This window comes from Paenibacillus aurantiacus (assembly GCF_042431225.1).
In the GTDB taxonomy this organism is placed as follows: domain Bacteria; phylum Bacillota; class Bacilli; order Paenibacillales; family Paenibacillaceae; genus Paenibacillus_Z; species Paenibacillus_Z aurantiacus.
Genome location: NZ_JBHMDO010000034.1, coordinates 103,186 through 128,548 on the forward strand (window position 1 = coordinate 103,186; position 25,363 = coordinate 128,548).

A 25,363-nucleotide genomic window follows, 5' to 3' on the forward strand; every position below is an offset into this window, starting at 1 on the left:
TTGGAGGGAACGCTTTTTTTGCATTAGGGCGCACAATCGTACGCCTTACGACGATACGGATCCGGCTGAAATCGCATCCTTCACGTTCGTCCAGATTTGTCTGCTTGTCTCCAAGCGGAGGAGCAGCTCATCGATCCGGGTTGCCAGCTCGAGCGCCTCTTCGCCCGTAAGGTCAGCCAGCGCTCGAAGCTCCGCTTCCGTGACCGGGATAGGGGAAGTCGCGGCGTGCAGCGACTTGTCCAGCTTGGCCACAAGCGAGGCGCGTTCCGGTGCGAGCGGCGCTGCGGCTGGCTCTGCACTGCCGATAGACAGTTCCTGCTGCGACGGGACGTCCGGATTCGATGGCGTTGAAGGCGATGCGGCCGATATGATTCCGCTAACTTGCGGCGATGCTTGCGGGATGACAGGCTTCACCGAAGCATCCTCCTGATCCTGCGCAGCCTTCTGAGCCGCCGCTTCCTGCTGCTTGCGTTGACGTTCTTCTTCCTGAGCCGCTTTCGCCTTCGCCGCCTCCGCGCGATATTTCTTGTTCTGCTCGAAGGTCGCCCATGTCTCGAGCAGCTCGTGCCCGGTCTTGAACAGCAGCTTGTCCTTCGTGGCTGCGGACATCTCCTTGTCCTTGAACAGCTTGGCGATCCGCTTGACGTCGCTGACCGGCAGAGCGTCGCGCGCGACGATGAGCGCGAGCGGATCGCGGTGCTCCATCGGCAGATCTTTCAGCGGGAGAAGCTGATCTTCGGTCAGTACGCCGGCACGGATCTCCGTCCCGCTGACGATCAGCTTTTTGACCGCCTTGCCGAATTTCAGCAGCTCGCATTTGTTCTTGATATAGGTCTCCGTCTTGCCGAGCTTGTTGGCGAGAAACTTGACGGAGCTGTTGAACTTGCCGCCGTTCAATAGCTTGTCGAACGCCTCGGCTTCCTCGATCGGGGAGAAGCCTTCGCGCGTCAAGTTCTCGGCGATCTGCTCCAGGTAGATCTCGGTCTCGTCCGTAACGTCCGTGACGATGCACGGAATCGTCTCTTTGCCGAGCATGACGCTCGCTTTGTACCGGCGGTTGCCGTAAATGATTTTGTAGCGGCCGTCGCCTGTGTTCCGGACTTTAATCGGCGACAGCAGGCCGAGCTCCTCGATGCTGCGCATCAGCTCCTGCAGCGCTTCTTCGCCGAACTGGTAACGCGGCTGATCTTTATCTTCGTCGATAAGCGCTAGGGGAAGGTTCGTAATATCCATGGTGGCGATGACTCCTATCTTGGCAAATAGGCCAGGCTGTACCAGCCGAAGCCGAACATACGTTATTATACGGGAAACCGGTCGGGGAGGGTAGAGGTAGCGAAAAGAACGAAACTTTCGCCGAGGAAAAGGGAGCAACAGCGGTCTAGAGAGGGTGACTATCATGGTACCGCAGACCCAATGTCATTCTTCGTCGAAGATGAATTGTTCTTCCGGACGAGAAGGATTTACGCTTGATTACGGCCAAAAAATACCTCAAAACAATCTTTAACGAATCTTAAACTGTCGAAATAAGGCGCTCCGTCTAACTGCCTCATATTTCCTAAATGACGCGACTTCCGAGGATTTCGAGCGGTTGATCTGCAGATTCTATGGAACGTTTTCAACACATTTACACAGGTCGTATAGCCTACGATTCCCGTTCTGGTAGGCTGATTGGCCGATGTTTCATTTTTCAGCGTTGATCTATAATCGATTTTGTTCGATCCGTGAAGTATTCACCTCGCACTTGGTTAGCCCAACGCTCCCTTCACGAATTACCCGCTTGTACACTTCCGATTTTGATCACTTCACGCTTGGCACCGTCTTTATTGCTAATGATTTATTATCCTCACGCTTGATTTCCTTCTTGCATGACACGCTTGCTTTCCTTCTGCCATACACCTTTCTATTTTTCCTTTCTTTCGTGATACGCGCTTCCCTTATTTTGGCCTGCCTATTTACGATGGATCAGTTGCATGACCAAATCGTCTGGCTTGTCGAGCGTCAGCAGCATCGCTGGCTCAGCTTCAACGCGCCTATCGCCGCTATGCCAATAAAGGAGGGGATGCCCATATCGAGGCTGGGGATAAGCATATAATCCCTGCTTCAATCTGCCGCTAGGAGGGCTGTTATGTCGTTAATCGACGAAGTGGCGCGCATCGCCGGCTTGATCGCGGAACGGTTCCCGGAGGCGGCCGTTCATCAGCTGGAAGATCCGCAGCCGCGCGAAGCGAACGCGTTCGCGATCGGGTTGCGGTCCGAAACGCGCAAGCATGAGGGCAGGAATTATGCACTAATCGAACGCCAGTACACGATCACCTGCTATATGGCATCAGCCAAAGAAGCGCTGCTGGCGATGGAATCGATTAGCCGGCTAATGTTGAACGAAAGCACGCCCGTTCAGGAAGCGAGCGAAGCGACGCTGCCGCTGCGCGTCGACGAATTCTCATACGAAGGACCGTCGTCGGCAAGCGAAGGCGTCGCCTCGGTAACCGGCACCATGCGTCTGCAATCGAGGGAAGCGGGCGCTTCGCCCGCCGTTCAGAAGATGAATCATGTGCACATTCGTACCACGTATCAATAACACCATTTTAACTGGAAAGGTTGGTTTTACACATGGGAGGCAAATGGGATCCGATTTCGCTGCCGGTTCGTCCGGGGCTATACATTAATTTCGTCGAGGCTGCGGCCGCTCAGATCAAAGGAGGCGCGCGAGGCACCGTGGCGCTGCCGTTATTCAAATACGCCGCGCCTGCGGTGGCGGGCAAGTTCTACACGATCGAGAAAGAGAGCGAGGCGGTCGCTTTATTCGGCATCGATAACATTCGGCCCATCCGCTTCATTCTTGATGGCGGCGCGAAGGAAGTGCTCGTCTACACCGTGCCGGCCCCGGCAGCGGAAGGCGACAAAGCGCTCGAAGCGGTCTACATCGCCATGCGGGACGCATTCGAAGCCAGATCGTTCAACGTGTTCGTCTTCCCGGATGTCGTATCGGCGGCCGAGCAGGACGCGACGAAATCATGGTGCAAACGCAACCGCGAAGAAGGTAAACATTTCTTGACCGTCTTCGGCGGCGCCGCAACGGACGATGCCGATCCGGAGAAGGGCAACGCGCGGACGGTAAAGCTGGCCGATGACTACGCGGTCAATCTGATCAGCGGAGTTAACGTGAACGGCACGGAGTATGCCTCGGCTGCATTCGCGCCCTATATTGCAGGCCTGATTGCCGGTACTGGCATTAACAAATCCATCACGTACGCGCCTGTCGGTGCCTCGGACGTGACCAAACGGCTGCGCCACAGCGAAATTCAAAAAGCGCTTCAGACCGGTTCGCTGGTACTCGTACACGACGGCGAGAAGGTGAAAGTCGAACAAGGACTCACCGCTTCCAAGCTGAAAATCCGCGCCATCCGGGCTCGTCAAGCGATCTCCACCGATATCGCCAAGACCGCGGCCGACAGCTACATCGGCAAGCTGGACAACAACGCCGACGGTCAAGCGGCGCTTATCTCGGCCGTGAAAGCTTACCTGGAGCGGCTCGAGCTGAATAACGTACTGACAGACATCGCCGTCGGGCTCGATCCGGATCGCGCTTCCGTTGGCGACAGCGTGTTCCTCTTGATTTCATATCGTGAAATCGACAGCATGGAACGCATTTTCTTGACGGTCCGAGTTTAACAAAAAAGGCGTACCGCGGTGCTCCCGCAGCTGTCGGAATGCCAATGAAACGTACGCGGCTCACATCATTCCCGGCCATGAACCGGGCTACTTATAATCTGGAGGGATCGAATTTATGCTTGACGCATCGCGCGTTATTAACGGTACTTACGGCTATGTCTATCATGACGGCCAATGGCTGACGAATATTAAATCCGCGGAAGCCAGCGTGGAAATCGCCAAGGAAGAAATCAAGCGGGCCGGCTCGCGCTGGACGGCGCACAAGGTGACCGGCCTGACGGGGTCCGGCACGATTACGGGCTATAAAGTCACGAGCGAATTCGTGGAGCGCATCGGCCAGATCGCCGACGACAAAGCAGGCGCGTTCACGACGGAACTGATTTTGAAGCTGGAGGATCCGGAATCGTACGGTGCTTATCGCATTCGTCTAAAAGGCGTCACGTTCGACAAAATCCCGCTCATCAACTTCGAGCTCGGTTCGATCGTCGAGGAGGAGCTTCCGTTCAACTTTACGGGCTATGAGCTGCTTGACAAATTAACAGCCGAGTAGAATATCCGGGTCAACCTACGGCCCGGCGCGTATTTTCAAACCTGATGCCGGGTCTAATTTAATCAAAATTCTGACTTCAGTATACCAAAAATCAAACACCAAACACGGGAAAGAAGGATGAAATCATGATCGATAATCGCCAATTGAGCGTCCTGCAAGCACTGCTGAGCGCAGACAGCAAACCGCAGAAGGACGTTCCGATCAAACGGCTTGGCGTCGATTTCCGCATTCAGGCGCTGGATGGCAAGACCATCAACAAAATTCAAGAGCAATGCACGCATTACATCGGCAAAGGCGCCAAACGCGAGAAGGTGCTTGACGAAGAACAATTCGGCGCCCTCGTCATTCAACGCGCATGCCTCGTGCCGGACTGGTCGGCCAGAGAGCTGACGGAGAAGTACGGTTCCCCGGCGGAAGCGATTCTCGGCTTGCTGCTCGCGGGCGAGATCGCGAAGCTGTCCGGCGAAATTCTTGAAATCAGCGGCTTCGGCGGCGACGACGAGGAAGAGATAAAAAACTAATCAAAGCGGGCGGCGAAGCATTCCTGCTGCACCTCATCTTTCAGCGCCATCATCTAACGCCAGACGAGGTATTCAACAAGGACGAGGGGACCAAAAAATTCATGTACGCCTCGATGATGCTTCAGCTGGAAGAAGAGGAGAAAGCGCGCAAGGCGCAGGAAGCGGCCGCCCGCCGGACGAAGACGCGAGGCTAAGCCTTCGCGGCAAGGAGGTGAGGGTCCATGAGCGCGAATGCGAATCCGGGCGCGGCCGGATCGACCGCACAGTTAACCAAGTATCAGAAGGCGCTGGAGCGGATTAAGAAACTGACCGAGCAAATCGAACAAACGAAAGCGTACAAAAAAATCAACGAAGGCATGAACAAAATCGCCAATTCGTCGGCCGTTCGCAAAATGAACGCAGGCGTTCAGAAGGTAGCGGCCATCCCGCAGGTCAAAAAAATGACGGATAAAATGAACGCGGCCTATGCCAAATACAAGGCGAAGCAAGCCGAGAAGAAAAGTCCGTTCTATCAGCTGATCAAACCGCCGTCGCTGCGTGAGCGGGTGAGCGGCAAGGTCGGCGCCGCCGCGGATACGCTGCGGGAGAAGCACGGCGAAGCCGTGAACGGACTCTTCGGGACGATGGCCGGGTGGGTCGGAACCGGGTACGAGCAATCCGTGGAAGCAGCGAAGAAGGTCAGCGAGGCGTTCGGCACGATCCGGGCGGCGACGAACGCATCGGGCAAAGAAATGACTGCATTGATGGCTTCCTTCAACAAGGTCGGCGCCGTCGTCCCGCAAGACTTGAACGAGGTGGCCGAAGCGCTCGGCACGCTGCGCAAGAAGACGTCCGCCACGGGAGAAGTGTTGGAGGGATTGACGAGGACGACGCTGGACGCGGCGCGATTAACCGGCAGCAAAGGCGCCGATACGGCGTCCGCCGCGGCGGACGCGATGAAAACCTGGGGCTATAACGCGGCGGACGGAATCGACGTGCTTAATAAATTTTACGCGGCCAGCCGGGCTTCGGGCGTCGGGATGAACGATCTCATGGGTAAAATGAACGCGTTCGGCGATCCGCTTCAAAAAATGGGCATCGGCTTCGAGCAATCGATCGCGCTGCTGGCCAAGTGGCAGGATCAGGAGATCGATCCGATCGGCGCCGCGCTCAAGACGATGAAACCGGAGAAGTTCGCCGTCATCGCCAAGCAGATCCGTTCGGCGGGCAGCGCCGCGGCCGCGACGAAGATGGCGGTGCGGGCATTCGGCAAAGCCGCGGGCGGCGATCTGGCGGCCGCGATTCGCGGCGGCACGGTCGAATTCAACGGAAGTCTGGCGGCAATGGGCGCTTCGCAGAACGCGATTGCGACTCAATCCGCGTCGGTGCAAAGCTTCGGCGATACCTGGGCGACGCTCGGCAACCGGATCACGCTCGCGCTCGCGCCGATCGGGAGTCTGTTCCTGCCGATCGGATCGGCGCTGACCTCGATAATCGAGAGCTTCGCCTCGAATGTCGAGATTCTCATTCCGGTTCTTGCGGCGATGGCCGGCACCTTGCTCTATTTTGTAGCGCCCTCGATCTGGGCCACGATGCTGCCGCTGCTGCCGATAATCGGGATCATGGCGCTCGTGGGATTAGCCGCCGGCGCGCTCGCTTACGTCATTAGTAAGAACTGGGATACGATCAAGGAAGCCGCGTTAACCTTCTGGAATTGGCTCAAAGGGCTGTGGGAGGATGTCCAGGCGCTGTACAACAAAATCACCGGCAATAAGAACGTGCAAATTCAGGGCACGGTGACGGCGTCGGCGACGTCGGGCATCGGGAGCGGAACCGCACCCGGTCAGGATCCGAAGGTAAGCGCCAGCGCCTATCATGGGCTGGATTACGTGCCGTATGACGGCATGGTAACCCGGCTTCATAAAGGCGAGCGGGTGCTGACCGCGCAGGAGAACCGGGCATTCGCCGATGGCGCAAACGGCAGCGCTTCGATTTCCATTACGGGCAACACGTTCAACGTGCGCAGCGATTCCGATATCGATGCCATCGCCCGAGCGCTCGCGCGGGAAATTAAAGCGGCGGGAGGCTTGATGGCTTAATGAGCACGCTGCAATTTTGGCTGAAGGCCGGCGAGAAATCGTTCCGTCTGCCGGTAAATCCCGAACAGCTGTCGGTTAAATCGTCGCAAGGCTACGAAGACGTGCAGGTGACGCAGCTCGGGGAGCATACGCTGTTCGGCAATCCGGCGCTCAATGAATATGCGGTCGCTTCGTTCTTTCCGCGCGATTATCATTCCGGATATTGCGAATACGAGGAGCTGCAAGACCCGTGGGAGACGGTCGCCATGATCGACGGCTGGATGCGCGAACGCAAGCCCGTATTGTTCATCGTCACCGGGACGCCGATCAACGCGGAAGTCACGCTGCGCTCCTTTACTTATACGGAGCAGGCAGGCAGCCCGGGCGATCTTTATTACGAGCTAACGATGAAGCAGTATAACCACGTGACCTTTCGTTCCTTCGCGGTCGAGAACGACGAAGGGCAACTCGTTGTTGCCGGGGAGACGCAGCGTCCGGAGCGCCGGTCCATACCCGCTACCTATATCGTCCAGCCCGGCGATACGCTATGGAAAATCTCGCAGCGCACGCTCGGCAACGGCGACCGCTGGCGCGAAATCTATGCCGCGAACCAGCCTGCCATCGGCAAGGACCCCAATCAAATCCGAACCGGACAGAAGCTGGTGATTCCTTCGTGAGCTGGAGCATCGTGTACGAAGGGAAGGAAGACTCGGTTTATTTGGACGACATCGTCAAGTCGGTCCGCTGGTCCGGCGACATCTCGCAGCCGTCCCGCAAGCTCTCGGTCAATCTCGCCAACACATCCAATGGGCGCGACCGGCTGATCGAGATCGAGAAAGGGCGGGGCATGATGCTCCTCCTGGATAAGAAGGAGCTGTTCCGGGGCGTCATTTTCGCCGATTCCATCGACTCGGACGGCCAAATGTCCATTACCGCTTACGATGAGAACATCTACTTGAGCAAAAACAAAGACACCCGCATTTTCCGCAATATGACCGCCTCGGCAATCATCAAGAAGCTGTGCGGCGAATTTTCCATTCCGGCCGGCGACATCGAGGATACCGGCTATGTCCTTCCCAAGCAAATCTTCCGCGACAAAACGCTGTACGACATGATGACGACCGCCTTGAACGAGTCCGCGAAGCAGAACGGACTGCGCTTCTATCTTGCTTCGCGCCAAGGCAAGCTGATGCTGCTCGCCCGCAAGAAGCAAGAGAAGATCTGGATGCTCGAGAACGGCACCAATTTACTCTCGGCCAGCTATTCGCAATCGATCGAGCAGATGCGCACGCAAATTAAGGTGATGGGCGGCGACCCGAAGAAAAAAGCGCAATCCGCGACGGCCAAAGATGCCGAGCTGATTCGCAGGTTTGGCCTGATGCAGCATCTCGAGAAGCCTGAGCAGGAGATGACCAAGTCGCAGCTGGAGCAGCGCGCCAAGCAGCTGCTGAAAGACATGGGCACCATCGAAGACGAGGCAAAGATCGACTGCATCGGCATCGCCGAAGTGACCGCCGGCGTCGTCGTCGCCGTGCAAGAAGGGATGACCGGCATTGAAGGCGCCTATTACGTCGCAACCGACGAGCATACCTTCGAGGGCGGCGTTCATAAGATGTCGCTCACGTTGTCCGCGTCGGACGACTAACGGCCGTCATCCTATATAGGAGAAAGGGGATTTCATAGCCATGATACGAATCGAAGGATCGGGCGCGAGTCAGCTCGTGCAGCTGATCAAGGAACTGGGCCATAACATAGACGTCACCATCGAGCTGGGAACGGTGACCGCCAAGCCGCCCGAGCTGAAAATCAAAATCGACAACATGAACATCGAGCTGGAGAAGGACGATCTCATCGTGGCGCAATCGCTGACGAAGCACACGCGCACCGTCAACCTGAAAAATACCGGCAAAACGAGCATCGATGCTTCGTCGGTAACCAAATTCTTGCCCGATTTCCTCTATGCCGGGCAAGGGTCGTTGACCTTCAAAGGAGCTAAAATCGCGGATTCGGACTTGATCGCGGAGAATACCGAGCTGGAATTCACCGACGAACTGAAGGAAGGCGACCGCGTGATCGTAGCCGGCATCCACGAGGGCCAAACGTATATCGTGCTTGACCGGGCGGTGACGTACTAATGGCGTTATCTCCGCTGAATAACCGCGCGGAGCGGGCGTTGGCGCAGCAGCGCGCGATCGGTCCGTACCGTACGTACGGCTTCGACTTCACGGCCGGGGAGTTCAGCCCCCGCATGATCGACGGCGACGAAGCGATACGTCAATTCGTGCATAAAGCGATCGTGACCGCGCGCTACCGCTATGTCATATATAACGGCGCCTACGGCTGCGAATTGGAAGACCTGCTCGGCCAAGACATTCCGCCCGAGCTTGCGCGAAGCGAAATCAAGCGCGTCGTGCGCGAAGCGCTCATTTATGATGAACGCATCACAGACGTAACGGATTTCGTGATTGAACGCGAGAACGACAAGCTGTATATCGCCTTCCACACGGTGATTGGCGACCAAACGACCAGACAGGAGGTGACGATCCGCAATGTTTGAGCAAGCGACCAAGCAAGCCATACTCCAGCGCATGCTGGATGCCTCGCCCGCCGATCTGGACAAAAGGCAAGGCTCCGTGACGTTCGATCTTCTCTCGCCCGCCGCGATCGAGCTGGCGCAAGCCTATATCGAGCTGGATAACGTGCTGAAGTTCGGGTTCGCAAGTCCCGATCAGCCGTCGCGGTATTTGGACCTGCGCGCCGGAGAGTTCGGCTTGACGCGCAGACCGAGCGTGAAGGCGGAAGGCGAAGTCACGTTCAAAGGCGCGGATGGGACGGTCATTCCGACCGGCACGATCGTGGCGACGGACGAAGAGAGCCCGATTCTATTCGCCACTACGCAGGATGGGACGATTAAGGGCGGATCGGCGACCATCCGCGCGGCCGCGCAAGCCGGCGGCAGACGAGGCAATGTGGCCCAGAGCCGGATCAAGCTCGTGACCGGCGATCTGACCGGCGTTGTCACCGTAAGTAACGAGAAGGCGTTCTTGAACGGCGCCGACATCGAGTCCGATGAATCGCTGCTGCAGCGGTACTTCGACCGGGTGCGCAGACCCGCCACCAGCGGCAACATCTGGCATTACCGGCAATGGGCGCTGGAGGTGCCAGGCGTCGGCGATGTGCGCGTCTTTCCCACCTGGAATGGTAACGGCACCGTCCGGTTAGTGCTGCTCTCCGACGACAAACGCGCCCCGTCGGATACGATCGTGCTGCAGGTAAGAGAAGCCGTCGAAGAGAAGCGCCCGGTCGGCGCGCAGGTGACGGTGGATAAAGCCGTGGAAACACCGCTTAACGTGACCGCTAAGCTTACGCTCGCGAAGGGAACGAGCATTGATACTGTCACTGCCGACTTCACGCAGAAGTTGACGGACTATCTGGAGAATCTCGCGTTTACGGAATCCGTCGTCCGCTATAACCGGATCTTGGGGCTGCTGCTCGGGATCGAAGCCGTTATCGATTTCGACGATCTGACCATCAACAACGTAGCCGACAATATCCAAATTCCCGACGACCATGTCGCGGTATGCGGGAAGGTGAGCTTCGTTGTCACATAACCGCGGACACGTCATGCTGTATGATCTGCCGTCCTACTATGCCGATTCGAGCATCGTACGCAATTTAACCGCACGGGAAGCGGAGGAGCTCGATCGCTATCATGAAGCGGTCAAGGACGTGCTGAACCAGTTTTTCGTCGAGACGGCAACCTGGGGTTTGGCGCAGTGGGAACGCATATGCGGGATTCCCGTCAACGAGGGCAAGCCGATCGATCATCGCCGATCCGTCATCAAATCGAAAATGCGCGGCGCAGGCACCGTCACGCTTGCCGTAATCAAGAACGTCGTCGATTCCTTCCAGAATGGCGAGGTCGACATCCAGGAAAATTTCGGCGGGTACGAGGTGGTCATCACCTTCATCGGCAAACGCGGCGTGCCGCCCAATCTTGAAGACGTCAAGGCAACGCTCCGCGAGATCGTGCCGGCCCACTTGCATTTGAAGTTCCAATTCACGTATTTGCGCTGGGAGGAGCTCGATGCCGCGGATTTGACTTGGGATGAACTCGATGCGCTGGCGATGTCATGGGATGAATTCGAAGTATGGAAACCTCAGCCTTAGCCATAGAAAGAAGGGGATTAATACATGGCAAAACTGCCAAGCGGCCTGCGCACCTTTGATGCGGCGGAGACCGTCCGACGGATCGCGCAGAACGAGAATATTGAAGCAACCGATAAGCTGTTCCATGAAACCAACGGTCACAAGCATTCAGGGGCGCCTGGTGACGGCCCGCAGATCGGAACGACGGGCATCGCCAATAATGCGGTGACTTCCGCGAAGCTGGGGCTCGGCGCCGTTAATACGGCGGCCATCGGCAATGGTGCCGTAACCGCGGAGAAGATTTCGCCCAATCAGCTCGGCCGGCAGCAGCTGCGCTCGGGCGGACTGAGCGGCAACATCGCCAAATACGCGGTCGTCACCGCGAGCGCTGGAACGCTTACCGGCAATCCGACCGCGCCTTATACGCTGCCGAGCGATCCGAACGTGTGGCAAATCCCAAGAGATGCCGCGCTTCCGGCAGAGCTCACGATGAAGTTCGAGACGCGGTATGGCGGCATTGAAGGGATCTCGCTCGGCTCCTCCAGAGGATCGGACCGCAGCCGCATGCCGAAAAACTTCTATATTGATGGAAGCACCGATTCGGCATGGGTTAGACTGTACACCCACAACGGGTCGGAGTATGAGCCGTTTCAGTACTTCGCTTTCGCGGCTCCAGGCGACTGGCAATTCATCAAAGTCGTCGTGACGGAGCATCGCGAAGGAACGAATCCAACCGAATTGTCCTGCATCTCGGTTTATACGCGCAACTACGGCGATGTGAACGTGAACGTGCTGGACGACATTCGTCCATGGGGATTAAATGCGCGACTACACGGGCTTATTATGATGCCGGAGGGCAATATCTCCGACAGCGGAACCGGCACGGTTACGATCGGCAATTCCATTATCGTCATGAATCCCGCTTCCGGTACCTATTTCCGCATTGCCGGCGGCTCCTATTCGCTGCCGACTTGGGGTTATTTGTACGCTGATATTCCGGTTACGGGACACGGCGGGCTGGTTACTCCCCAAATCGGAGCATGGGTGGACGGGAAAGCCAACTATGGACACCGAAACCGGCTTATTATCGCGCAGCGGTCCGGAACCGGCAATATTTTCTTCAACGGCGCTTTGCAGGCGAGGCTGTTCAGCACGCATACCGATGCGGACTCGGTCGACGGCATCGATTTTCGGGTGAACGAAGGCAGACTGGAGTACAACAACAGCGGAGGGGGATGGAAAGGCGTGGGGATCAAAAGCATACAGCGCGGCACGGCGCAGCTTATATACGATGTCAATACGAACCGGTTTAACCAGGAACGCGTTCTATATATCAATGTCGTCGATATGTCGAAGACCTTCGTGAACGTATCTTGCACCGGTTATGGCTGGGCAAATATGAGCGGCGGCGTGATCCTGAATTCGGACGTGACGGTGCAGGCCCAATTGATCAACAACTATCAAATCAAGCTATGGACCAAGCCTAACTTGTTCTATCATGAAGCGAATGTGACCTGGGAGGTTATCGAATATGCCTAATTACTATGCGCAAATCGACGAGAACGGGGAGCTTGTTGGCGTGAGCGCCTTATCCGGCGAGGTGAAGCACGAACACTTGATTCCGATTACGGAAGAGCAGTACGGCAATCCGGCGATTCTCTATACGCGTTATGTCAAGGGTGAATTCACGGGATCCGCGGTACTGTTAAGCGCGGACAAAGACGTCTTCGCGCCGAACGGTCAGGATCTGGTTACGATTCAAGCCAAGCTTACCGATTGGCAGAACAATCCGATTACAGATCCCGCCAGACAAGAAATCGTGCTCGATATCAATGGCGCGCGGCAAACGTTCAAAGCGTCTAAAGGCGAGGCCGTCATTACGATCAGCAGTGACGAGCCCGGCGAATTTCTCGTACGTACGATCAATTTCGATCGCAATGCCGAATTAAAGGTGGTGGCAACGGATGCCCGCTAAAAAAAGCAAATCGTTAAAAGCCTCGATCAGCGGAGAAGAATCCATCGAGCCGTCCACGCTGCGCGCCGCTAGCGAAGAGGGCGGCATAACGCCTCCGATCAAAGTAAATCTGCCCGAGCTCCCCGAAGATGAAAGACCTCAGCCGACCTCGACCGACGAGATTCAGCCAATCCCTCCCGACAGCATCGGCAAAGATAATCCGGGTCCGGCCGCACCGCTCCCCGGCAAACCCGCTCCGGCTCAAGCATCGATGAACCACTTCCACATCCCGGCTAATCCGGAGCGCCTGAAGCTGAAAGAAATGAAGGATCGTCTGCTCGTTCGCCAAGAGAAAGCGCGCCCAACCGTCATTACGAATGAAATCATTTATGACTTGCTGATGGATATACTGGCAAATCAAGAGCTCCTCGCCGGCAAACTCCAGGAGAAGCAAACCGTCACCTTCCAATCGCTCTCGGGAGGCTTGCAGCGTGTCGATCGCTAAAATCCCGCCGCTGGATGGCGTGTTATCCTTGATGCCCACAGTATCGAATCCCAGCGTCAAGCTGCTTCAGCAGCGGCTGATTGAGCTCGGCTATCACGGTGAAAGCGGCAAGCCGCTGGCGGCAGACGGCAAGTTCGGCCCGAACACGCTGCTGGCCGTGAATCGGTTCAAGTTGCGCAATAAGCTTGGCAACGAGGGCTCGGCCGCGGGCAAAATCGGTCCGCAATCGTGGGCGGCTTTATTCTCGGACGGCGCGATACCGGAAGAGGGTTATACGCCTTCGCCGCCCGCGAAGCCCGCTTCCCTCAAACTAATCTACTATAGCCAAGAGGATGCCAGATGGCGGCATATGCTTTATTCGAACTACGGGAATGCCAAGCAGACGATCGGCACGTCCGGCTGCGGTCCGACCTGCTTCGCAATGGCTGTCAGCACGCTCGTTGGCAAGCCGCTACTGCCGCCGGATGCGGCTCGGTATGCGATGGAGCACGGTTTCCGAACGCGGGAGAACGGCACGTCTTGGGACTACTTCGGTCATGCCGCTTCTGCGTTCGGATTAAGCTGTCGGCAGACGGCTTCTCTGGACGAGGTGAAGCAGGCAATCAGCGCCGTTAATACGCCTACGATGGTCATCGCCTCGATGAGGCCGGGGCATTTTACGCAAAGCGGCCATTATATCGTGCTCCACGGGATGGTCGGAGAAGCCTCGGGCGTTCGTTTCCGCATATTCGATCCGAATCAGGACAACAAGCGCTACGGAACCGATGATTGGGTAGAGGAAGGCGTGCCGGACGATGGACGCGTGGAGGCGAAGGAACAATTGTTCCGGAAGGAAGCCGGACAATATTGGATTTTACGGCCGAAATCGTAAACGAAAATCTGCGTCGGCAACTCTGAACGCGCATAAAATCCTTTCCCGTTATTGGCAAAGGATTTTTTTGCGCACGCGGTGAACATTTCGACTCTCTCGCGCGTCTTATCGGCATAACGGGAAGCGGAGGGATTCGATATGGCAAGAACGATTGAATACGGAACGGAGCAGGTTGTCCTGCATTTGTCGGGTCTGCTGAGCATCGGCGCGCTGAAGCGCGAGGTCAGCATTCCTTATCACCAGATTAAACGGATCGCGGTGGAGGATTTCAAAGTATCCTTGATGAAATTCCGCGTCGGCACGTCCATCGCGGATATTCGCCAAGGGCGTTTTCTGATCGAAGACCGCTGGTGCTTTGTCTCCTACGAGAATCACAAGGACGTTGTCGTCATCGAGCTGGAAGGCCACGATTTCGCTAAAGTCGTCTTTCAGATCGACAATCCCGAGGATGTTAAGGCGCGCATTGAAGCGCATCTTGGCTAGCAGAGACGATTCGAATGCCTTCGATACGTGTAATACGTATCAAACAGGAGGTGTTGTCCATGACACAGCAGAAGAACGAACCGAATATCGTGCCTGAGATTGACCCGAAGTCGATTCCGGAAATGCCGGACAACAAGCAGCCGGAGATTATCCAAGAGGAGCACCGCGAGATCGAGCAGCGCGAAATCAAAGAGATCCCCGAGACGGAGCTGCCGGAACTGCCCGAGCTGCCGGAGAATCGATTCAAGAAGAGCTAAGAATAGCGTATAGGGAACAGTCCCCCAGAGAACTCGCCAAACGGCGGGTTTTTTGTCTTTTTTTCAAGCCTATATCCTGGATGCAAGCGTGATGTAACTGTTGCGATCGGGCGAAAAAACATGGATAGTGATGGAAGCAGCATAGGACTCAGTCAGGAAACGAATCGAGATGACGGAGGGACGAAATGCCTTACTTGCGCAATGAAGTCGCTAAGCTGGCGAATATGAATCTGGAGACCATTCGGTATTACGAGCAGATCGGATTGATTCAAGCTCCGGCGCGGTCGGAGGCTGGCTATCGATTATATTCGGACGAGGTGTTCGAGCAGCTGGCGCTTATTCGCCACGCCAAGGAATGCGGATTCACGTTGAACGAAATTCGGAAGGCGAGGCTAAAGGCAGCTTCCGGCGGGATCGGCATGCAAGACTTTATCGCCCTTATCGACCGGAAGGCGTTAGCCCTCGAGAAGGAAATCGAGGCAATCGCCCGAACGCGCGCCAAGTTGAATGAATTGCGAGAAGGATTGCTGGCCGCCGAGAAGTCCTCGGGCATGCAGGGGACGATCGACATGCTTCAGGTGAAGGTTTAACTTGACCCTGTACCTGCCTACAGGCTTTATACTGGGCGGGAGAACACGCAGGGAGGAATGGGAATATGGACGATAATCGTTCGGAACGTCTGCAAGCCGTCAAACATGCCATTGCGCGCAATCAACCGTCAGGCAGCAAGACGCCGCAGCAAGTCAGAGCTCGGCTGCGCGCAGCGGTCGAGACGCTTCCGCGTCTGGAGCAAGTGGTCGTGGAGCCGATCACCATTGGCAAGATGTACGGGGAACGCGTTCGTCATGTGACGATGAAAGAGGCGGAGGGCCCGCCGAATATCCTGCTGTATGTTCATGGCGGAGGGTTCATCGCGGGGGACTGCGCGACATACCGGGATGTAGCTGGACGATTGGCGAAGACGATTGGCGCTGCGGTCGTGACGTTCGAATACCGGCTCGCGCCCGAGCATCGTTATCCGGCGGCGAATGAGGATGCATATTTTGCCTATTCGGATTTGCTCGAACAAGGTTATATGCCTTCCCAAATCGTACTGGGCGGCGATTCAGCCGGGGCGACGCTTGCGCTCATGACGCTTCTTCGGTTAAGAGACGAGGGGCGGCCCATGCCTGCAGGAGCGGTCTTGATATCTCCGCATACGGATCTTATTCATCTGGCTGGCGAATCGTATAGGACGAACGCGGAGTTGGATCCGGCTGGCAGCAAAGCGGCGAATCAAGCTATGCTTGCTGCCTATTGGGGGCGAGAGGACGAACCGCCGGCAGTTATCTTCGACTTGCTTCAGGCGAATTGGGGCGGGATGCCGCCCATGTTCATCCAAGCAGGCAGCTGCGAGCTGCTGCTCAGCGATGCAGTCAGACTGGCCGGTCGATTGCGGGAGTCGGGGACGCGCGCGGAGCTCGATATTATTCCGGAGATGTGGACGGCCTTCAATATGCTTGCCGGCGTACTTCCGGAGGCGAGCGAAGCGTATGACCGCATCGGCGGTTTTGTTCGCCGCGTGTTGGGTGGTCATCCTGCATAGGAGTTATTCTCTCATATTCTATTAGTTTTACTGGCATTTGCAGCGGCTGCGACTCGTTAATCCAACCTGTCCAGCTAATAGCGAATGCCTTTTTTTTGGGTCGGCCAATGTTCGCCCAAATACGCGCCAGCACTGACTTTTCGCCCCCTAAATCTGTCACGCGCTACCAAAAGTCGCATCGAAGGTGAACATATATCCACGGACAAGAGCGTATAGTGAGTCAATGTAATCGTAAGCTGTAACCTAATCTTAATGGAAGAGGTGAAAGTCTTGCGTAAAAAGCGTTTACATTTCTCATTAATGAGCGCGATCAGCATTGTTCTTCTGTTATCTATGGGTATGACCTTCGTAATCTCACATAGTCGGGTTAATTCGAAAGAAGCCGTGGTTGCTTCCGAACCGGTCCGGCCCGTCGCCATGGCAGGACCAGCATCCTATGTCAACGCGGTGCCGGCTACACTCAGCGTCAAGCCCGTTTCGAACGCGCAACCTTCTGCGCAGCTCCGTGCGGAAGCGGGACGTGCCGCAGATTCGTCCAATACCCCGGGGATTGCGGCTGTCGGTATGCCGAAGACGGCGCTTCTGTCCAAGAAGCCTGCCGCCGGGCCTGTTACGTACCGCGTGACCGCCTATTATCTCAACGTGCGGGCGAACGGTTACAGCACCTCGAAGATTATCGGCACCGTGAAGCAGGGCACCGAGCTTCGCATCGAGAAAGTAACGGACAAAGGGTGGCTGCGGCTCGAAGGCGGCGGTTATGTCCATGGCGGATACGCCGAGCCCGTCGGACCGGCTGCGCCTGCGTCGGCGGATGTGTTGAAGCACCCGGCCAAAGTCGCCAAGACGGACGCGATGGTCGTTAAGCCTGCAACCGCCCAGAATGCGGTACTTCGACTGGCGCCTGCCAAGCAGGCCGAACCGAATCAACCGAAGTCGCTGGTAAAGTCGGTCTCCGGACTAACGGAAGCGCATATCGCCGAGATATTCGAAGATACCGCGCTGGAAGGGCATGGCTTGGAAGAGGAAATCCTGGCCATCGAGGCGGAATACGGTATTAACGCATATTTCACCATCGCGGTGATGAAGCTGGAGAGCGGCAACGGAAAAAGTAAAATCGCGAAAAGTAAAAACAATCTATTCGGATTGAACGCCATTGACGGCGATCGATACAATAAAGCGCTGAAATTCGAAACGAAACGCGCCAGCGTCCGCAAATTCGGCCAGCTCATCTCCAAGAGCTATATCGGCAAGGGTTATACGACGATTGAGAAGATCGCGCGCAAATATTGCCCCGCCAACCCGAAGTGGCCGAGTCTGGTGACCAAAATCATGAAAGCTGACTATCGAAAATTATAGAACGCCCGGTCTATGCCTCGCCGGGGTAGTTCCATTCATACATAGAGCACGGCAGCAAGCGCAGCTGTTCATCATGCGCACACGGCAAAGCCGGAATTGGATGATCGACGATCCGATTCCGGCTTTGCCGTTTGTTGCAGCCAATCTTTTCCTTGTACGGGCGGCTTCGAGTCCGTTACAATGAAGGGATGTCTGTCTCCACCTTTATTCTATTTGTTGCAAGGAGTGTTATCCGGTTTGTCGCTTCTTAGAGCCTCATTAACGCAAGTGTCCGCCCGCTACCGTTTCGTCTGTCTGCTGCTCGTCGTCGTCGTGGCGGGATCGAGTCAAGGACTGCTGCTCCCGCTCTTATCGATTCTGCTGGAGCGCCAAGGCATCTCGCCGGACATGAACGGCATGAATTCGACTGCGCTGTATATCGGCGTCTTCGCCACGATGTTCTTCATCGAGAAGCCGGTGGGCAAGTTCGGTTTCAAGCCGGTCATTTTGGTTGGCGTCTTGCTCGTGACTGCCGCCATGCTGCTGTTCCCCCTCAGCGGAGCGCTAGGCGTGTGGTTCATTCTGCGGCTGCTCATCGGCATCGGCGACAGCTCGCTCCATTACGCGAGTCAACTGTGGATCGTCAGCTCCGCGCCGCCCGACCGTAGAGGCCGCTATATTTCGCTGTACGGCATGGCGTATGGCGTCGGTTTCAGCATCGGGCCGCTCGGCATTAACCTGCTGCCGCTCGGCGAGGCGGCGCCGTTCCTGATCGTTGGCTTATTCTTCCTGATCGTCGCCTTCATGCTGCTGCGCATTCCGAATGAATGGCCGGAACGCGCGACAGGCGCCGAGGCCACGCAGAACCGATTCTCGCGCACCTACCGGATCGCTTGGTTCGTGCTCATCCCGAGCTTGCTGTATGGCCTGATGGAAGCTTCGATGAACAGCAGCTTCCCGCTTTACGGCTTGCGCGTCGACCTTACCAAGAGTTGGATCTCGCTGCTCTTGATGTCGTTTGGTATCGGCAGCTTGATTCTTCAGCTGCCGCTTGGCATGCTGAGCGACCGGATCGGACGCAAACCGGTGCTAATGGGCTGCGCGCTGGCAGGCTCGCTGGCGTTTCTCCTAGTCCCGCTCGCGGGGGGCAGCGAATATGCGCTGTTCGCGCTATTCGTCCTCGGCGGCGGACTGGTCGGGTCGTTCTACTCGCTCGGTCTTGCATATGCGGCTGATATTTTGCCCAAGCCGATTCTGCCGACGGCGAATGTCATCGCCTCGATTCACTTCAGCATCGGCAGCATTCTCGGGCCGTCTGTCGGAGGATTCGGCATCCGCTATGTGTCCGACCACAGCATGTTCATTCTGCTGGGCAGCGCATTCCTGCTGTTCGGTCTGCTCGGCTTCCTGTTCCGTCCTAAGAACGAAGCCTCGCATTCGGCGGCATAATCCGGCAAGCTACAGGATCCATACCTGCAAGGCGCCATACATGCCAAAGAACCCGGAACACCTCGCGGTGATCCGGGTTCTTGCTGTTTGCTTTTGGATTCGTCTTAGAAGCCTTTGTATTGCGGCTCTTCGTTCTCCAGCTGCTGTACGCGGCCGGAAACTTGATCGACAATGGATTGCGTCTGCTGGGCGGCTTGCGTGAACAAATCCTTCGCCTCCTGGTTTTGCGTTGCGAGAGCGAACGATTCCAGGCTTGCTTGCGCGCTTTTCAGCGACGCGAGCGTCGTCTTCACTTGGTTAGCTACGGTCATGACGTCCTCCTCCTTTCTGAACTAATCCCTCGACTAACATCCCCGATCTTCACGAAAAAATTCATCCCACTTTCTCATATTCCTGGACAACGGGCGCAGAATATAGGCGTAGCTCGAACGCCCTGTCAGGGACGTATCGTAATTTGGCATTGGAAGGAGGGGACAACCATTCAGGATTGGGTTCATATCTTATTCCGATCGCTCGGCACGATCGTCATGTTATTCGTGCTTACCCGCATCCTTGGCAAGAAGCAAATTTCACAGTTGACGTTCTTCGAATACGTGACGGGCATCACGCTTGGGGAAATCGCCGGTTTTCTGTCCACCGATGTAGAGAGGTCGTATTTGCACGGGGTTATCGCGTTAGCCGTCTGGTTCGCGCTTCCGCTCCTGGTCGAGCTGGTTACGCTGCGAAGCAAGACGCTCCGGGAATGGCTCGAAGGCAAAGGCACAGTGCTGATCAAGGAAGGCAAAGTGCTCGAGGACAATTTGAAGAAGGAACGGTATACGGCGGACGAGCTGCTCGAGCAGCTTCGGGCGAAGAGCGTATTCCGCGTGGCAGATGTTGAATTCGCGACGCTCGAGGCGAGCGGCGAACTGTCCGTTATGCTGAAGAAAGAGAACCAGCCGCTAACGCCCGCGATGCTGGGTATTAAGGTCGCGCCGGAGGAAGAACCGCAGACGGTTATTATGGATGGCAATATCATGGACGAACCATTGGCTGTCATGGGATTGAATCGAGGCTGGCTGCATACGGAGCTGGAGAAGCAGGGTTACCTGCTGGAGAATGTATTCCTGGGACAGGTCGACGCCGCGCATCAGCTGTATCTGGACTTATATGACGACCAGGTTCAAGTGCCGGAGCCGCAGACCAAGGCCGTGCTGATGGCGACGCTCAAGAAGTGCGGCGCGGATCTGGAGCTGTTCGCGCTCAGCGTGGACGACAGCGGAGCTAAGCAGATGTATGGCGGATGTGCCAGCACCATGAACGCGATTATTCAAGACATGACGCCGCTGCTCGAGAGATAGAAAGGAGAGGCGAAGATGAGCTTTGCGTCCAGAAGCAAAATGAAAAAGGTGACACCGGTCCAGCGCGACTACCAGCTGCTGGCGACTTCGCTCGAGCCTTCGCGGCCGGTAGCGCGCAACTGCATGCGTGCTTTCATCGCGGGCGGCGCGATCTGCTTCCTTGGCGAGGCGCTGATGAAGCTGTTCCAGCGCTACTTCGGCTTCACCGAGCAGACGGCGGGCAATCCGACCGTCGCCGTGCTGATTCTGCTCTCCGCGATATTGACCAGTCTTGGCGTCTACGACAAAATCGCCCAGTGGGCGGGAGCGGGCAGCGCCGTACCGGTAACGGGATTCGCCAATTCGCTTTGCTCCGCGGCCATTGAGCACAAGCGGGAAGGACTCGTGCTTGGCACGGGCGGCAACATGTTCAAGCTGGCCGGTTCGGTCATCGTATTCGGCACGGTCGCGGCGTTCGTTGTCGGCATCATCCATTGGATAATCGGATTAAAGGGGTGAACGGCACATGCTGCATGGACATTCGAGCTGGTATTTCGAGAACAAGCCCGTCATAATCTCGGCCTCTTCGGTCGTCGGACCCGACGAATGCGAAGGACCGCTCGCGGAGGAATTCGACATCGGCCACGGGGATCTTATGATCGGGCAGAAAAGCTGGGAGCAGGCCGAGAAGAAGCTGCTGGAGGATGCGGCGACGCATGCGATCGAACGCGTGAATCTAACGAAGGAGCAGATCTCGTTCTACATCGGCGGCGATCTGATGAATCAGACGATCAGCAACGGATTCGCCGCACGGACGCTCGGCATTCCGTACTTGGGCATATTCGGCGCCTGTTCGACGTCGATGGAAGGGTTGGCGATGGCCGCGCATATCGTGAACGCGGGATCGGCCAAATATGTAATGGCCGGAACCTGCAGCCATAATTGCACCAGCGAGAAGCAATTTCGCTATCCGACCGAATACGGATCGCAGAAGCCGCCAACCGCACAGTATACGGTAACGGGTGCCGGCGTCGCGATTCTCGCGCCGCAAGGCGAAGGCCCCGTCGTGACCCGCGCCACGATCGGGCGGGTCGTCGACATGGGGATTACGGATCCGTTTAATATGGGGGCAGCCATGGCTCCAGCAGCCGTCGAGACGATCAGCACCCATTTTCGGGAGTTCGGACTCTCGCCGGATTATTACGATTTGATCGTCACGGGCGATCTCGGTCAAGTCGGCTACGATATCGCGAATGCCTTGTTCGAGAAGCATCGTTTCCCGATCGGGGAGACGACGTACAAAGATTGCGGAATGATGATCTACGATCTGCAGAAGCAGACCTTCGTCAATTCGGGGGGCAGCGGCTGCGCCTGCTCGGCTACGGTGACCTACGGTCATCTGCTGAAGCAGCTGCAGCGCGGCGTGCTGAACCGGATCCTTGTCGTGGCGACAGGCGCCTTGTTCTCCCCCTTGTCCTTCCAGCAAGGCGAGAGCATTCCATGCATCGCCCATGCGGTTGCGATCGAGAACGGGGGCGTCCGGACATGATGGATTTCGTCTGGGCGGTCCTGGTCGGAGGCGCGATCTGCGTCATTGGCCAGCTCATGATGGACGTCGGCAAGCTGACGCCTGCACATACGATGACGATTCTCGTGATAGCCGGCGCGGTACTCGATGGGATTTCGTTCGGCGGGGTCAGCCTCTATGACCGGTTCATCGACTTCGCGGGCGCGGGGGCGACCGTGCCGATTACAAGCTTCGGCAACGCCCTCGTCCATGGCGCGACGAAGGAGCTCCAAGATAACGGATGGATCGGCATTCTGACCGGTATATTCGAACTGACGAGCGCGGGCATTACGGCGGGCATCGTCTTCTCGTTCTTGGCCGCGGTGGTCGCCAGACCGCGTGGTTGACAAGCGGATCGCAACAATAGCATATTCGGGATCACGTCCATACGCTATCCAATATCGAACCGGCTGTCGCTTCACGCGTCAGCCGGTTTTCGTTCGCTGCCGCGTCTGTCGCTGCTTGGGCTGCTTGCACGCTAACGTCCGCGAGTGTCCGTTCCGTCTAAATCTATGCTTGTCTAACATGTTCGGACAGGTTGGCGCATACCTATAGAGTTCAAGCGATTGCTGCACGGAAGGAATTCGGGAGATCCGGAAGGCCAAAGGCCGGGTTCGCGCTTTCCTTTCGCTCATACGATGGAGCATGAAGGGAGTGAGGGCAGTCCATGCCGGTATTGGATACGGGTCTGTTGTTCAATCGGACCGAGCAGCGTACGGTGAAGCTGGTCGTCTCGGTCGCCAATATGGGATTGCAGTCCGCTGCGGTCCGTATCGAACTATATACGGCCGACCTGTCCGCCGGCGGGGACGGCTATGGCGCACTTCGGTTCGCCAGCCGCAAGAACGTTCGGCTTGCCTCGTGCGGACGCGATGGATCGGTGTTCGCCGGCAGCTTCGACACGGCCGAGCTGCCGAATTTCGGCGTGCGGTTAACGGCCGACGGTCCAGGCGCGGGCGAGCTGACCGCCACGGCGGCGGAATTGTCGGTCGGCGGCGATTACTCGCAGCGTCATTTGCTCCAGACGGGGCTTGTCCGCATGGACGACTACCAGCTTGCCTATGTGGCCAATCATGCCGAGCATACGGTCACCGTGCTCCAGACGGCGACTCATACGCGCCTGGCGACGATCACCCTGCCGAAAGGGTGCCGTCCACGCTTCATGGCTGCAGCGCCGGATGGCGGATCCGTCTTCGTGACCTGCCAAGGGGACCGAACGGTCAAGCGGCTTCGCTCGCTCACCTACGACGCCTCCGCCGACATTCGCTTCCCGCATCAAGCGGTGCCTTATGCGATCGCGCTCACGCCAAGCGGAGAACGGCTGTTCGTCTCTACGCTGCTCGAGGACGCGATTCATATCATCGATGCCGAGAGCGGCGCGATTCTTCATTCGGTGCCGCTGCCCGAGTCGTGCGACGCATCGGCGATCGCCATCTCGCCTGACGGCGCCAAGGTGTACGTATGCTTAACCGCCGCATCCAAAATCGTCATTCTGGATGCGGAATCCGGCGAAATGCGGACGATTATCCGGTTATCCGAAGGAAGCCAGCCGTCCTCCGTGGCGTTCACACCTAGCGGCGAACTCGTCTATATTACGGACGTGCACCATAACGGCGTGCTTGCACTCCATACGGATGGACATGGCGTGGCGGCGCGTCTTGATACGGGAGCCGGCAGCAAGCCCCACGCCATCGTGTTGACGCCGGACGGCTCGCTTGCTTATGTCGCGAACCGCGAAGGGGATGAGATCACGGTAATCAACACGGCCCGCCAAGAGGTCCTCACAAGCGTAGAGCTACCCAGCGGCAGCAGCGCCAACGGCATGGCCGTGTCCAGCGACGGATCGAAAGTATACGTCCCGCTGCTCTCGTTCGGTTATGTGGCGGTCATCGACGTTCAGAGTCAGCATCCGGTTGCGATCGTGCCTTCGGGCAGCTTTCCTTCTTCAGTCGTCATTACGAGCTCGCCGCCAGTGTAGAGGGCTGCGGTATACGTACTTCAGTAACAGTAGAGAGATTTAAGAATGTCCAAGACGAACAAAAGCCGCGCAAGCTTAGTCGCTTGGCGGCCTTCTTGTTATTTTGCCGGTCTGCCATTACGTTCGGAGGATGACTATGTCCCTTACTTGGCCAAAGGCAGCCATTCTAGCACGCGTTGAATGTGATGATCCCAGTAGCCCCACTCGTGCTCGCCGGGTCCTTCATCGTAGGTAAGCGGCAGACCGAGCCGAAGCGCTTCATCTCGGAACTTCACGTTGTCCTCGTACAGGAAATCCTCCGTTCCGCAGCACTGGTATAATTGCGGCAGCTTGGCGGATCCTTCTGCGGCGCGCAGTTTGGCCAGATGGAAGAGGTCGTTGCCGCTGCCGTTAAATTCGCTCATGCTGCCGAAGATGCGAGCGGCTTCTTCTTCGTGCTCCTGGATGAAGAAGCGGGCATCCAGCGCGCCCGACAAGCTGGCGGCTGCCGCGAATCGGTCCGGATGCGACAAGGCCAGCTTGAAGGCGCCATAGCCGCCCATCGATAAGCCGGCCACGAAGTTGTCCTCCCGCTTCTCCGAGATCGGGAAGAAGGAGCGGGCTAAGGCTGGCAGCTCTTCGCTGATGAAATCCCAGTAGTCGTATCCTTGCTTCATGTTGGCGTAGAAGGAGCGGCCGACAGCCGGCATGACGACCGCGATGCCAAGCGGAGCGACGTAACGTTCGATGGAGGTGCGGCGCAGCCATATCGTATGATCGTCGGACAAGCCGTGGAGCAGATAGAGCACGGGATGGCGCGTTTCGCCGGAGCTGGCGGACGACATCCCGATTTGCGTCGTCGTGCGCTGCGGCAGGATCACGTTCATTGAGGCGGATACACCTAGCGTTTCGGAATAGAAATCGCATTGCATGAGTGCCATGTAACGATAAGCCTCCTTCGAATGATTGCTGGATTGTAGGGGTAGATGGACGTCCCTAGTTAGACATCCTCATCCATTGTACCACCAGCGGGCAAGCGAAGCAGCTTGGCAAGTTAAAGTCGTCGTCGATTGGCATGCAAATAATTCCCGCGTCCGCATTGACATCGCCGAAGGTCCGAGTATAATCAAAT

Annotated in this window: 30 protein-coding genes; 27 read left to right on the forward strand and 3 right to left on the reverse strand. The window is 57.0% G+C overall.

Translation table 11 applies throughout. The annotated features are described in order from the left end of the window. Positions 1-45: 45 nt before the first annotated feature. The gene (locus ACFFSY_RS21915) at positions 46-1,233 is read right to left on the reverse strand and encodes a ParB/RepB/Spo0J family partition protein (RefSeq protein ID WP_377498066.1); all 1,188 of its coding nucleotides are present in this window, start codon (positions 1,231-1,233) and stop codon (positions 46-48) included. A 442-nt stretch (positions 1,234-1,675) separates the two neighbouring features. Between ACFFSY_RS21915 and ACFFSY_RS21920 the strand changes: the two genes are divergently transcribed. The 22 genes from ACFFSY_RS21920 to ACFFSY_RS22025 all read left to right on the forward strand — a co-directional run bounded on the left by ACFFSY_RS21920 (position 1,676) and on the right by ACFFSY_RS22025 (position 19,388). Then, positions 1,676-2,092: a hypothetical protein gene (locus ACFFSY_RS21920; RefSeq protein ID WP_377498068.1), complete on the forward strand. Its 417-nt coding sequence runs from the start codon at positions 1,676-1,678 to the stop codon at positions 2,090-2,092. Between the two features lie 33 nt (positions 2,093-2,125). After that, complete coding sequence (locus tag ACFFSY_RS21925; RefSeq protein ID WP_377498070.1) at positions 2,126-2,578, forward strand: hypothetical protein; 453 nt, start codon at positions 2,126-2,128, stop codon at positions 2,576-2,578. A 32-nt stretch (positions 2,579-2,610) separates the two neighbouring features. Beyond that, positions 2,611-3,672 carry a phage tail sheath subtilisin-like domain-containing protein gene (locus ACFFSY_RS21930; protein WP_377498073.1) on the forward strand — a complete coding sequence of 354 codons (1,062 nt, stop codon included), beginning with the start codon at positions 2,611-2,613 and terminating at the stop codon, positions 3,670-3,672. Positions 3,673-3,787: 115 nt separating this feature from the next. Then, on the forward strand, positions 3,788-4,222 hold the full coding sequence (locus ACFFSY_RS21935) for a phage tail tube protein (RefSeq protein ID WP_377498075.1): 435 nt from the start codon (positions 3,788-3,790) through the stop codon (positions 4,220-4,222). A gap of 125 nt (positions 4,223-4,347) precedes the next feature. Further along, positions 4,348-4,743, forward strand: a complete 396-nt coding sequence (locus ACFFSY_RS21940) for a phage tail assembly chaperone (RefSeq protein WP_377498077.1) — start codon at positions 4,348-4,350, stop codon at positions 4,741-4,743. Between the two features lie 221 nt (positions 4,744-4,964). Further along, on the forward strand, positions 4,965-6,821 hold the full coding sequence (locus tag ACFFSY_RS21945; RefSeq protein WP_377498079.1) for a phage tail tape measure protein: 1,857 nt from the start codon (positions 4,965-4,967) through the stop codon (positions 6,819-6,821). Beyond that, complete coding sequence (locus ACFFSY_RS21950; protein WP_377498080.1) at positions 6,821-7,477, forward strand: LysM peptidoglycan-binding domain-containing protein; 657 nt, start codon at positions 6,821-6,823, stop codon at positions 7,475-7,477. The genes ACFFSY_RS21945 and ACFFSY_RS21950 overlap by 1 nt, the downstream gene beginning before the upstream one ends. After that, on the forward strand, positions 7,474-8,445 hold the full coding sequence (locus ACFFSY_RS21955) for an XkdQ/YqbQ family protein (RefSeq protein ID WP_377498082.1): 972 nt from the start codon (positions 7,474-7,476) through the stop codon (positions 8,443-8,445). Before ACFFSY_RS21950 ends, ACFFSY_RS21955 begins: the two co-directional genes overlap by 4 nt. Positions 8,446-8,485: 40 nt before the next feature. Next, positions 8,486-8,935, forward strand: coding sequence for a DUF2577 family protein (locus ACFFSY_RS21960; RefSeq protein WP_377498084.1), 450 nt, complete (start codon positions 8,486-8,488; stop codon positions 8,933-8,935). Then, positions 8,935-9,357 (forward strand): DUF2634 domain-containing protein, encoded by a 423-nt coding sequence (locus tag ACFFSY_RS21965; protein WP_377498086.1) that lies wholly within the window; start codon positions 8,935-8,937, stop codon positions 9,355-9,357. The genes ACFFSY_RS21960 and ACFFSY_RS21965 overlap by 1 nt, the downstream gene beginning before the upstream one ends. Then, positions 9,350-10,411 (forward strand): baseplate J/gp47 family protein, encoded by a 1,062-nt coding sequence (locus ACFFSY_RS21970; protein WP_377498088.1) that lies wholly within the window; start codon positions 9,350-9,352, stop codon positions 10,409-10,411. Before ACFFSY_RS21965 ends, ACFFSY_RS21970 begins: the two co-directional genes overlap by 8 nt. Beyond that, positions 10,401-10,970, forward strand: coding sequence for a YmfQ family protein (locus ACFFSY_RS21975; RefSeq protein WP_377498090.1), 570 nt, complete (start codon positions 10,401-10,403; stop codon positions 10,968-10,970). The genes ACFFSY_RS21970 and ACFFSY_RS21975 overlap by 11 nt, the downstream gene beginning before the upstream one ends. A gap of 24 nt (positions 10,971-10,994) precedes the next feature. Continuing rightward, positions 10,995-12,488 (forward strand): hypothetical protein, encoded by a 1,494-nt coding sequence (locus ACFFSY_RS21980; RefSeq protein WP_377498092.1) that lies wholly within the window; start codon positions 10,995-10,997, stop codon positions 12,486-12,488. After that, positions 12,481-12,924 carry an Ig-like domain-containing protein gene (locus ACFFSY_RS21985; protein WP_377498094.1) on the forward strand — a complete coding sequence of 148 codons (444 nt, stop codon included), beginning with the start codon at positions 12,481-12,483 and terminating at the stop codon, positions 12,922-12,924. Before ACFFSY_RS21980 ends, ACFFSY_RS21985 begins: the two co-directional genes overlap by 8 nt. Further along, positions 12,914-13,408, forward strand: a complete 495-nt coding sequence (locus ACFFSY_RS21990) for a hypothetical protein (protein WP_377498096.1) — start codon at positions 12,914-12,916, stop codon at positions 13,406-13,408. Before ACFFSY_RS21985 ends, ACFFSY_RS21990 begins: the two co-directional genes overlap by 11 nt. After that, positions 13,395-14,279: a C39 family peptidase gene (locus tag ACFFSY_RS21995; RefSeq protein ID WP_377498098.1), complete on the forward strand. Its 885-nt coding sequence runs from the start codon at positions 13,395-13,397 to the stop codon at positions 14,277-14,279. The genes ACFFSY_RS21990 and ACFFSY_RS21995 overlap by 14 nt, the downstream gene beginning before the upstream one ends. A 138-nt stretch (positions 14,280-14,417) precedes the next feature. Further along, positions 14,418-14,762 (forward strand): hypothetical protein, encoded by a 345-nt coding sequence (locus ACFFSY_RS22000; protein WP_377498100.1) that lies wholly within the window; start codon positions 14,418-14,420, stop codon positions 14,760-14,762. Between the two features lie 59 nt (positions 14,763-14,821). Further along, positions 14,822-15,019 carry a hypothetical protein gene (locus tag ACFFSY_RS22005; RefSeq protein ID WP_377498102.1) on the forward strand — a complete coding sequence of 66 codons (198 nt, stop codon included), beginning with the start codon at positions 14,822-14,824 and terminating at the stop codon, positions 15,017-15,019. Positions 15,020-15,204: 185 nt separating this feature from the next. After that, positions 15,205-15,609 (forward strand): MerR family transcriptional regulator, encoded by a 405-nt coding sequence (locus ACFFSY_RS22010; protein WP_377498104.1) that lies wholly within the window; start codon positions 15,205-15,207, stop codon positions 15,607-15,609. A gap of 65 nt (positions 15,610-15,674) precedes the next feature. Then, the gene (locus ACFFSY_RS22015; RefSeq protein ID WP_377498106.1) at positions 15,675-16,604 is read left to right on the forward strand and encodes an alpha/beta hydrolase; all 930 of its coding nucleotides are present in this window, start codon (positions 15,675-15,677) and stop codon (positions 16,602-16,604) included. 417 nt (positions 16,605-17,021) lie between these two features. Next, on the forward strand, positions 17,022-17,960 hold the full coding sequence (locus tag ACFFSY_RS22020; RefSeq protein WP_377498109.1) for a glucosaminidase domain-containing protein: 939 nt from the start codon (positions 17,022-17,024) through the stop codon (positions 17,958-17,960). Positions 17,961-18,197: 237 nt separating this feature from the next. Continuing rightward, positions 18,198-19,388, forward strand: a complete 1,191-nt coding sequence (locus ACFFSY_RS22025) for an MFS transporter (protein ID WP_377498111.1) — start codon at positions 18,198-18,200, stop codon at positions 19,386-19,388. Between the two features lie 104 nt (positions 19,389-19,492). Here the strand turns inward: ACFFSY_RS22025 and ACFFSY_RS22030 are convergent, their stop codons facing one another. Continuing rightward, on the reverse strand, positions 19,493-19,699 hold the full coding sequence (locus ACFFSY_RS22030; RefSeq protein WP_377498113.1) for a DUF1657 domain-containing protein: 207 nt from the start codon (positions 19,697-19,699) through the stop codon (positions 19,493-19,495). A 168-nt stretch (positions 19,700-19,867) separates the two neighbouring features. On the opposite strand from ACFFSY_RS22030, the gene ACFFSY_RS22035 reads away from it, so the two are divergent. The 5 genes from ACFFSY_RS22035 to ACFFSY_RS22055 all read left to right on the forward strand — a co-directional run bounded on the left by ACFFSY_RS22035 (position 19,868) and on the right by ACFFSY_RS22055 (position 24,252). Then, positions 19,868-20,728, forward strand: coding sequence for a DUF421 domain-containing protein (locus ACFFSY_RS22035; protein ID WP_377498398.1), 861 nt, complete (start codon positions 19,868-19,870; stop codon positions 20,726-20,728). Positions 20,729-20,767: 39 nt separating this feature from the next. Further along, positions 20,768-21,226, forward strand: coding sequence for a stage V sporulation protein AC (spoVAC, locus tag ACFFSY_RS22040; protein ID WP_377498400.1), 459 nt, complete (start codon positions 20,768-20,770; stop codon positions 21,224-21,226). A gap of 7 nt (positions 21,227-21,233) precedes the next feature. Further along, positions 21,234-22,256: a stage V sporulation protein AD gene (gene spoVAD / locus ACFFSY_RS22045; RefSeq protein ID WP_377498115.1), complete on the forward strand. Its 1,023-nt coding sequence runs from the start codon at positions 21,234-21,236 to the stop codon at positions 22,254-22,256. After that, the gene (gene spoVAE, locus ACFFSY_RS22050) at positions 22,256-22,621 is read left to right on the forward strand and encodes a stage V sporulation protein AE (protein WP_377498402.1); all 366 of its coding nucleotides are present in this window, start codon (positions 22,256-22,258) and stop codon (positions 22,619-22,621) included. The genes spoVAD and spoVAE overlap by 1 nt, the downstream gene beginning before the upstream one ends. A gap of 320 nt (positions 22,622-22,941) precedes the next feature. Continuing rightward, complete coding sequence (locus ACFFSY_RS22055; RefSeq protein ID WP_377498117.1) at positions 22,942-24,252, forward strand: beta-propeller fold lactonase family protein; 1,311 nt, start codon at positions 22,942-22,944, stop codon at positions 24,250-24,252. Positions 24,253-24,395: 143 nt separating this feature from the next. Here ACFFSY_RS22055 and ACFFSY_RS22060 read toward each other — a convergent pair whose 3' ends face one another. Next, positions 24,396-25,172, reverse strand: coding sequence for an alpha/beta hydrolase (locus ACFFSY_RS22060; RefSeq protein WP_377498119.1), 777 nt, complete (start codon positions 25,170-25,172; stop codon positions 24,396-24,398). Positions 25,173-25,363 lie beyond the last annotated feature (191 nt).

Coding starts and splice junctions, on each gene's coding strand:
- ACFFSY_RS21960 (WP_377498084.1), top strand. CDS start 8,486: ATGATACGAATCGAAGGATCGGGCGCGAGTCAGCTCGTGCAGCTGATC.
- ACFFSY_RS21920 (WP_377498068.1), top strand. CDS start 1,676: ATGTTTCATTTTTCAGCGTTGATCTATAATCGATTTTGTTCGATCCGT.
- ACFFSY_RS21945 (WP_377498079.1), top strand. CDS start 4,965: ATGAGCGCGAATGCGAATCCGGGCGCGGCCGGATCGACCGCACAGTTA.
- ACFFSY_RS22005 (WP_377498102.1), top strand. CDS start 14,822: ATGACACAGCAGAAGAACGAACCGAATATCGTGCCTGAGATTGACCCG.
- ACFFSY_RS22055 (WP_377498117.1), top strand. CDS start 22,942: ATGCCGGTATTGGATACGGGTCTGTTGTTCAATCGGACCGAGCAGCGT.
- ACFFSY_RS22015 (WP_377498106.1), top strand. CDS start 15,675: ATGGACGATAATCGTTCGGAACGTCTGCAAGCCGTCAAACATGCCATT.
- ACFFSY_RS22010 (WP_377498104.1), top strand. CDS start 15,205: ATGCCTTACTTGCGCAATGAAGTCGCTAAGCTGGCGAATATGAATCTG.
- ACFFSY_RS22000 (WP_377498100.1), top strand. CDS start 14,418: ATGGCAAGAACGATTGAATACGGAACGGAGCAGGTTGTCCTGCATTTG.
- spoVAD (WP_377498115.1), top strand. CDS start 21,234: ATGCTGCATGGACATTCGAGCTGGTATTTCGAGAACAAGCCCGTCATA.
- spoVAC (WP_377498400.1), top strand. CDS start 20,768: ATGAAAAAGGTGACACCGGTCCAGCGCGACTACCAGCTGCTGGCGACT.
- ACFFSY_RS21935 (WP_377498075.1), top strand. CDS start 3,788: ATGCTTGACGCATCGCGCGTTATTAACGGTACTTACGGCTATGTCTAT.
- ACFFSY_RS21940 (WP_377498077.1), top strand. CDS start 4,348: ATGATCGATAATCGCCAATTGAGCGTCCTGCAAGCACTGCTGAGCGCA.
- ACFFSY_RS21985 (WP_377498094.1), top strand. CDS start 12,481: ATGCCTAATTACTATGCGCAAATCGACGAGAACGGGGAGCTTGTTGGC.
- ACFFSY_RS22020 (WP_377498109.1), top strand. CDS start 17,022: ATGGCAGGACCAGCATCCTATGTCAACGCGGTGCCGGCTACACTCAGC.
- spoVAE (WP_377498402.1), top strand. CDS start 22,256: ATGGATTTCGTCTGGGCGGTCCTGGTCGGAGGCGCGATCTGCGTCATT.
- ACFFSY_RS21970 (WP_377498088.1), top strand. CDS start 9,350: ATGTTTGAGCAAGCGACCAAGCAAGCCATACTCCAGCGCATGCTGGAT.
- ACFFSY_RS21950 (WP_377498080.1), top strand. CDS start 6,821: ATGAGCACGCTGCAATTTTGGCTGAAGGCCGGCGAGAAATCGTTCCGT.
- ACFFSY_RS22060 (WP_377498119.1), bottom strand. CDS start 25,172: ATGGCACTCATGCAATGCGATTTCTATTCCGAAACGCTAGGTGTATCC.
- ACFFSY_RS21925 (WP_377498070.1), top strand. CDS start 2,126: ATGTCGTTAATCGACGAAGTGGCGCGCATCGCCGGCTTGATCGCGGAA.
- ACFFSY_RS21980 (WP_377498092.1), top strand. CDS start 10,995: ATGGCAAAACTGCCAAGCGGCCTGCGCACCTTTGATGCGGCGGAGACC.
- ACFFSY_RS21930 (WP_377498073.1), top strand. CDS start 2,611: ATGGGAGGCAAATGGGATCCGATTTCGCTGCCGGTTCGTCCGGGGCTA.
- ACFFSY_RS21990 (WP_377498096.1), top strand. CDS start 12,914: ATGCCCGCTAAAAAAAGCAAATCGTTAAAAGCCTCGATCAGCGGAGAA.
- ACFFSY_RS21915 (WP_377498066.1), bottom strand. CDS start 1,233: ATGGATATTACGAACCTTCCCCTAGCGCTTATCGACGAAGATAAAGAT.
- ACFFSY_RS21965 (WP_377498086.1), top strand. CDS start 8,935: ATGGCGTTATCTCCGCTGAATAACCGCGCGGAGCGGGCGTTGGCGCAG.
- ACFFSY_RS22030 (WP_377498113.1), bottom strand. CDS start 19,699: ATGACCGTAGCTAACCAAGTGAAGACGACGCTCGCGTCGCTGAAAAGC.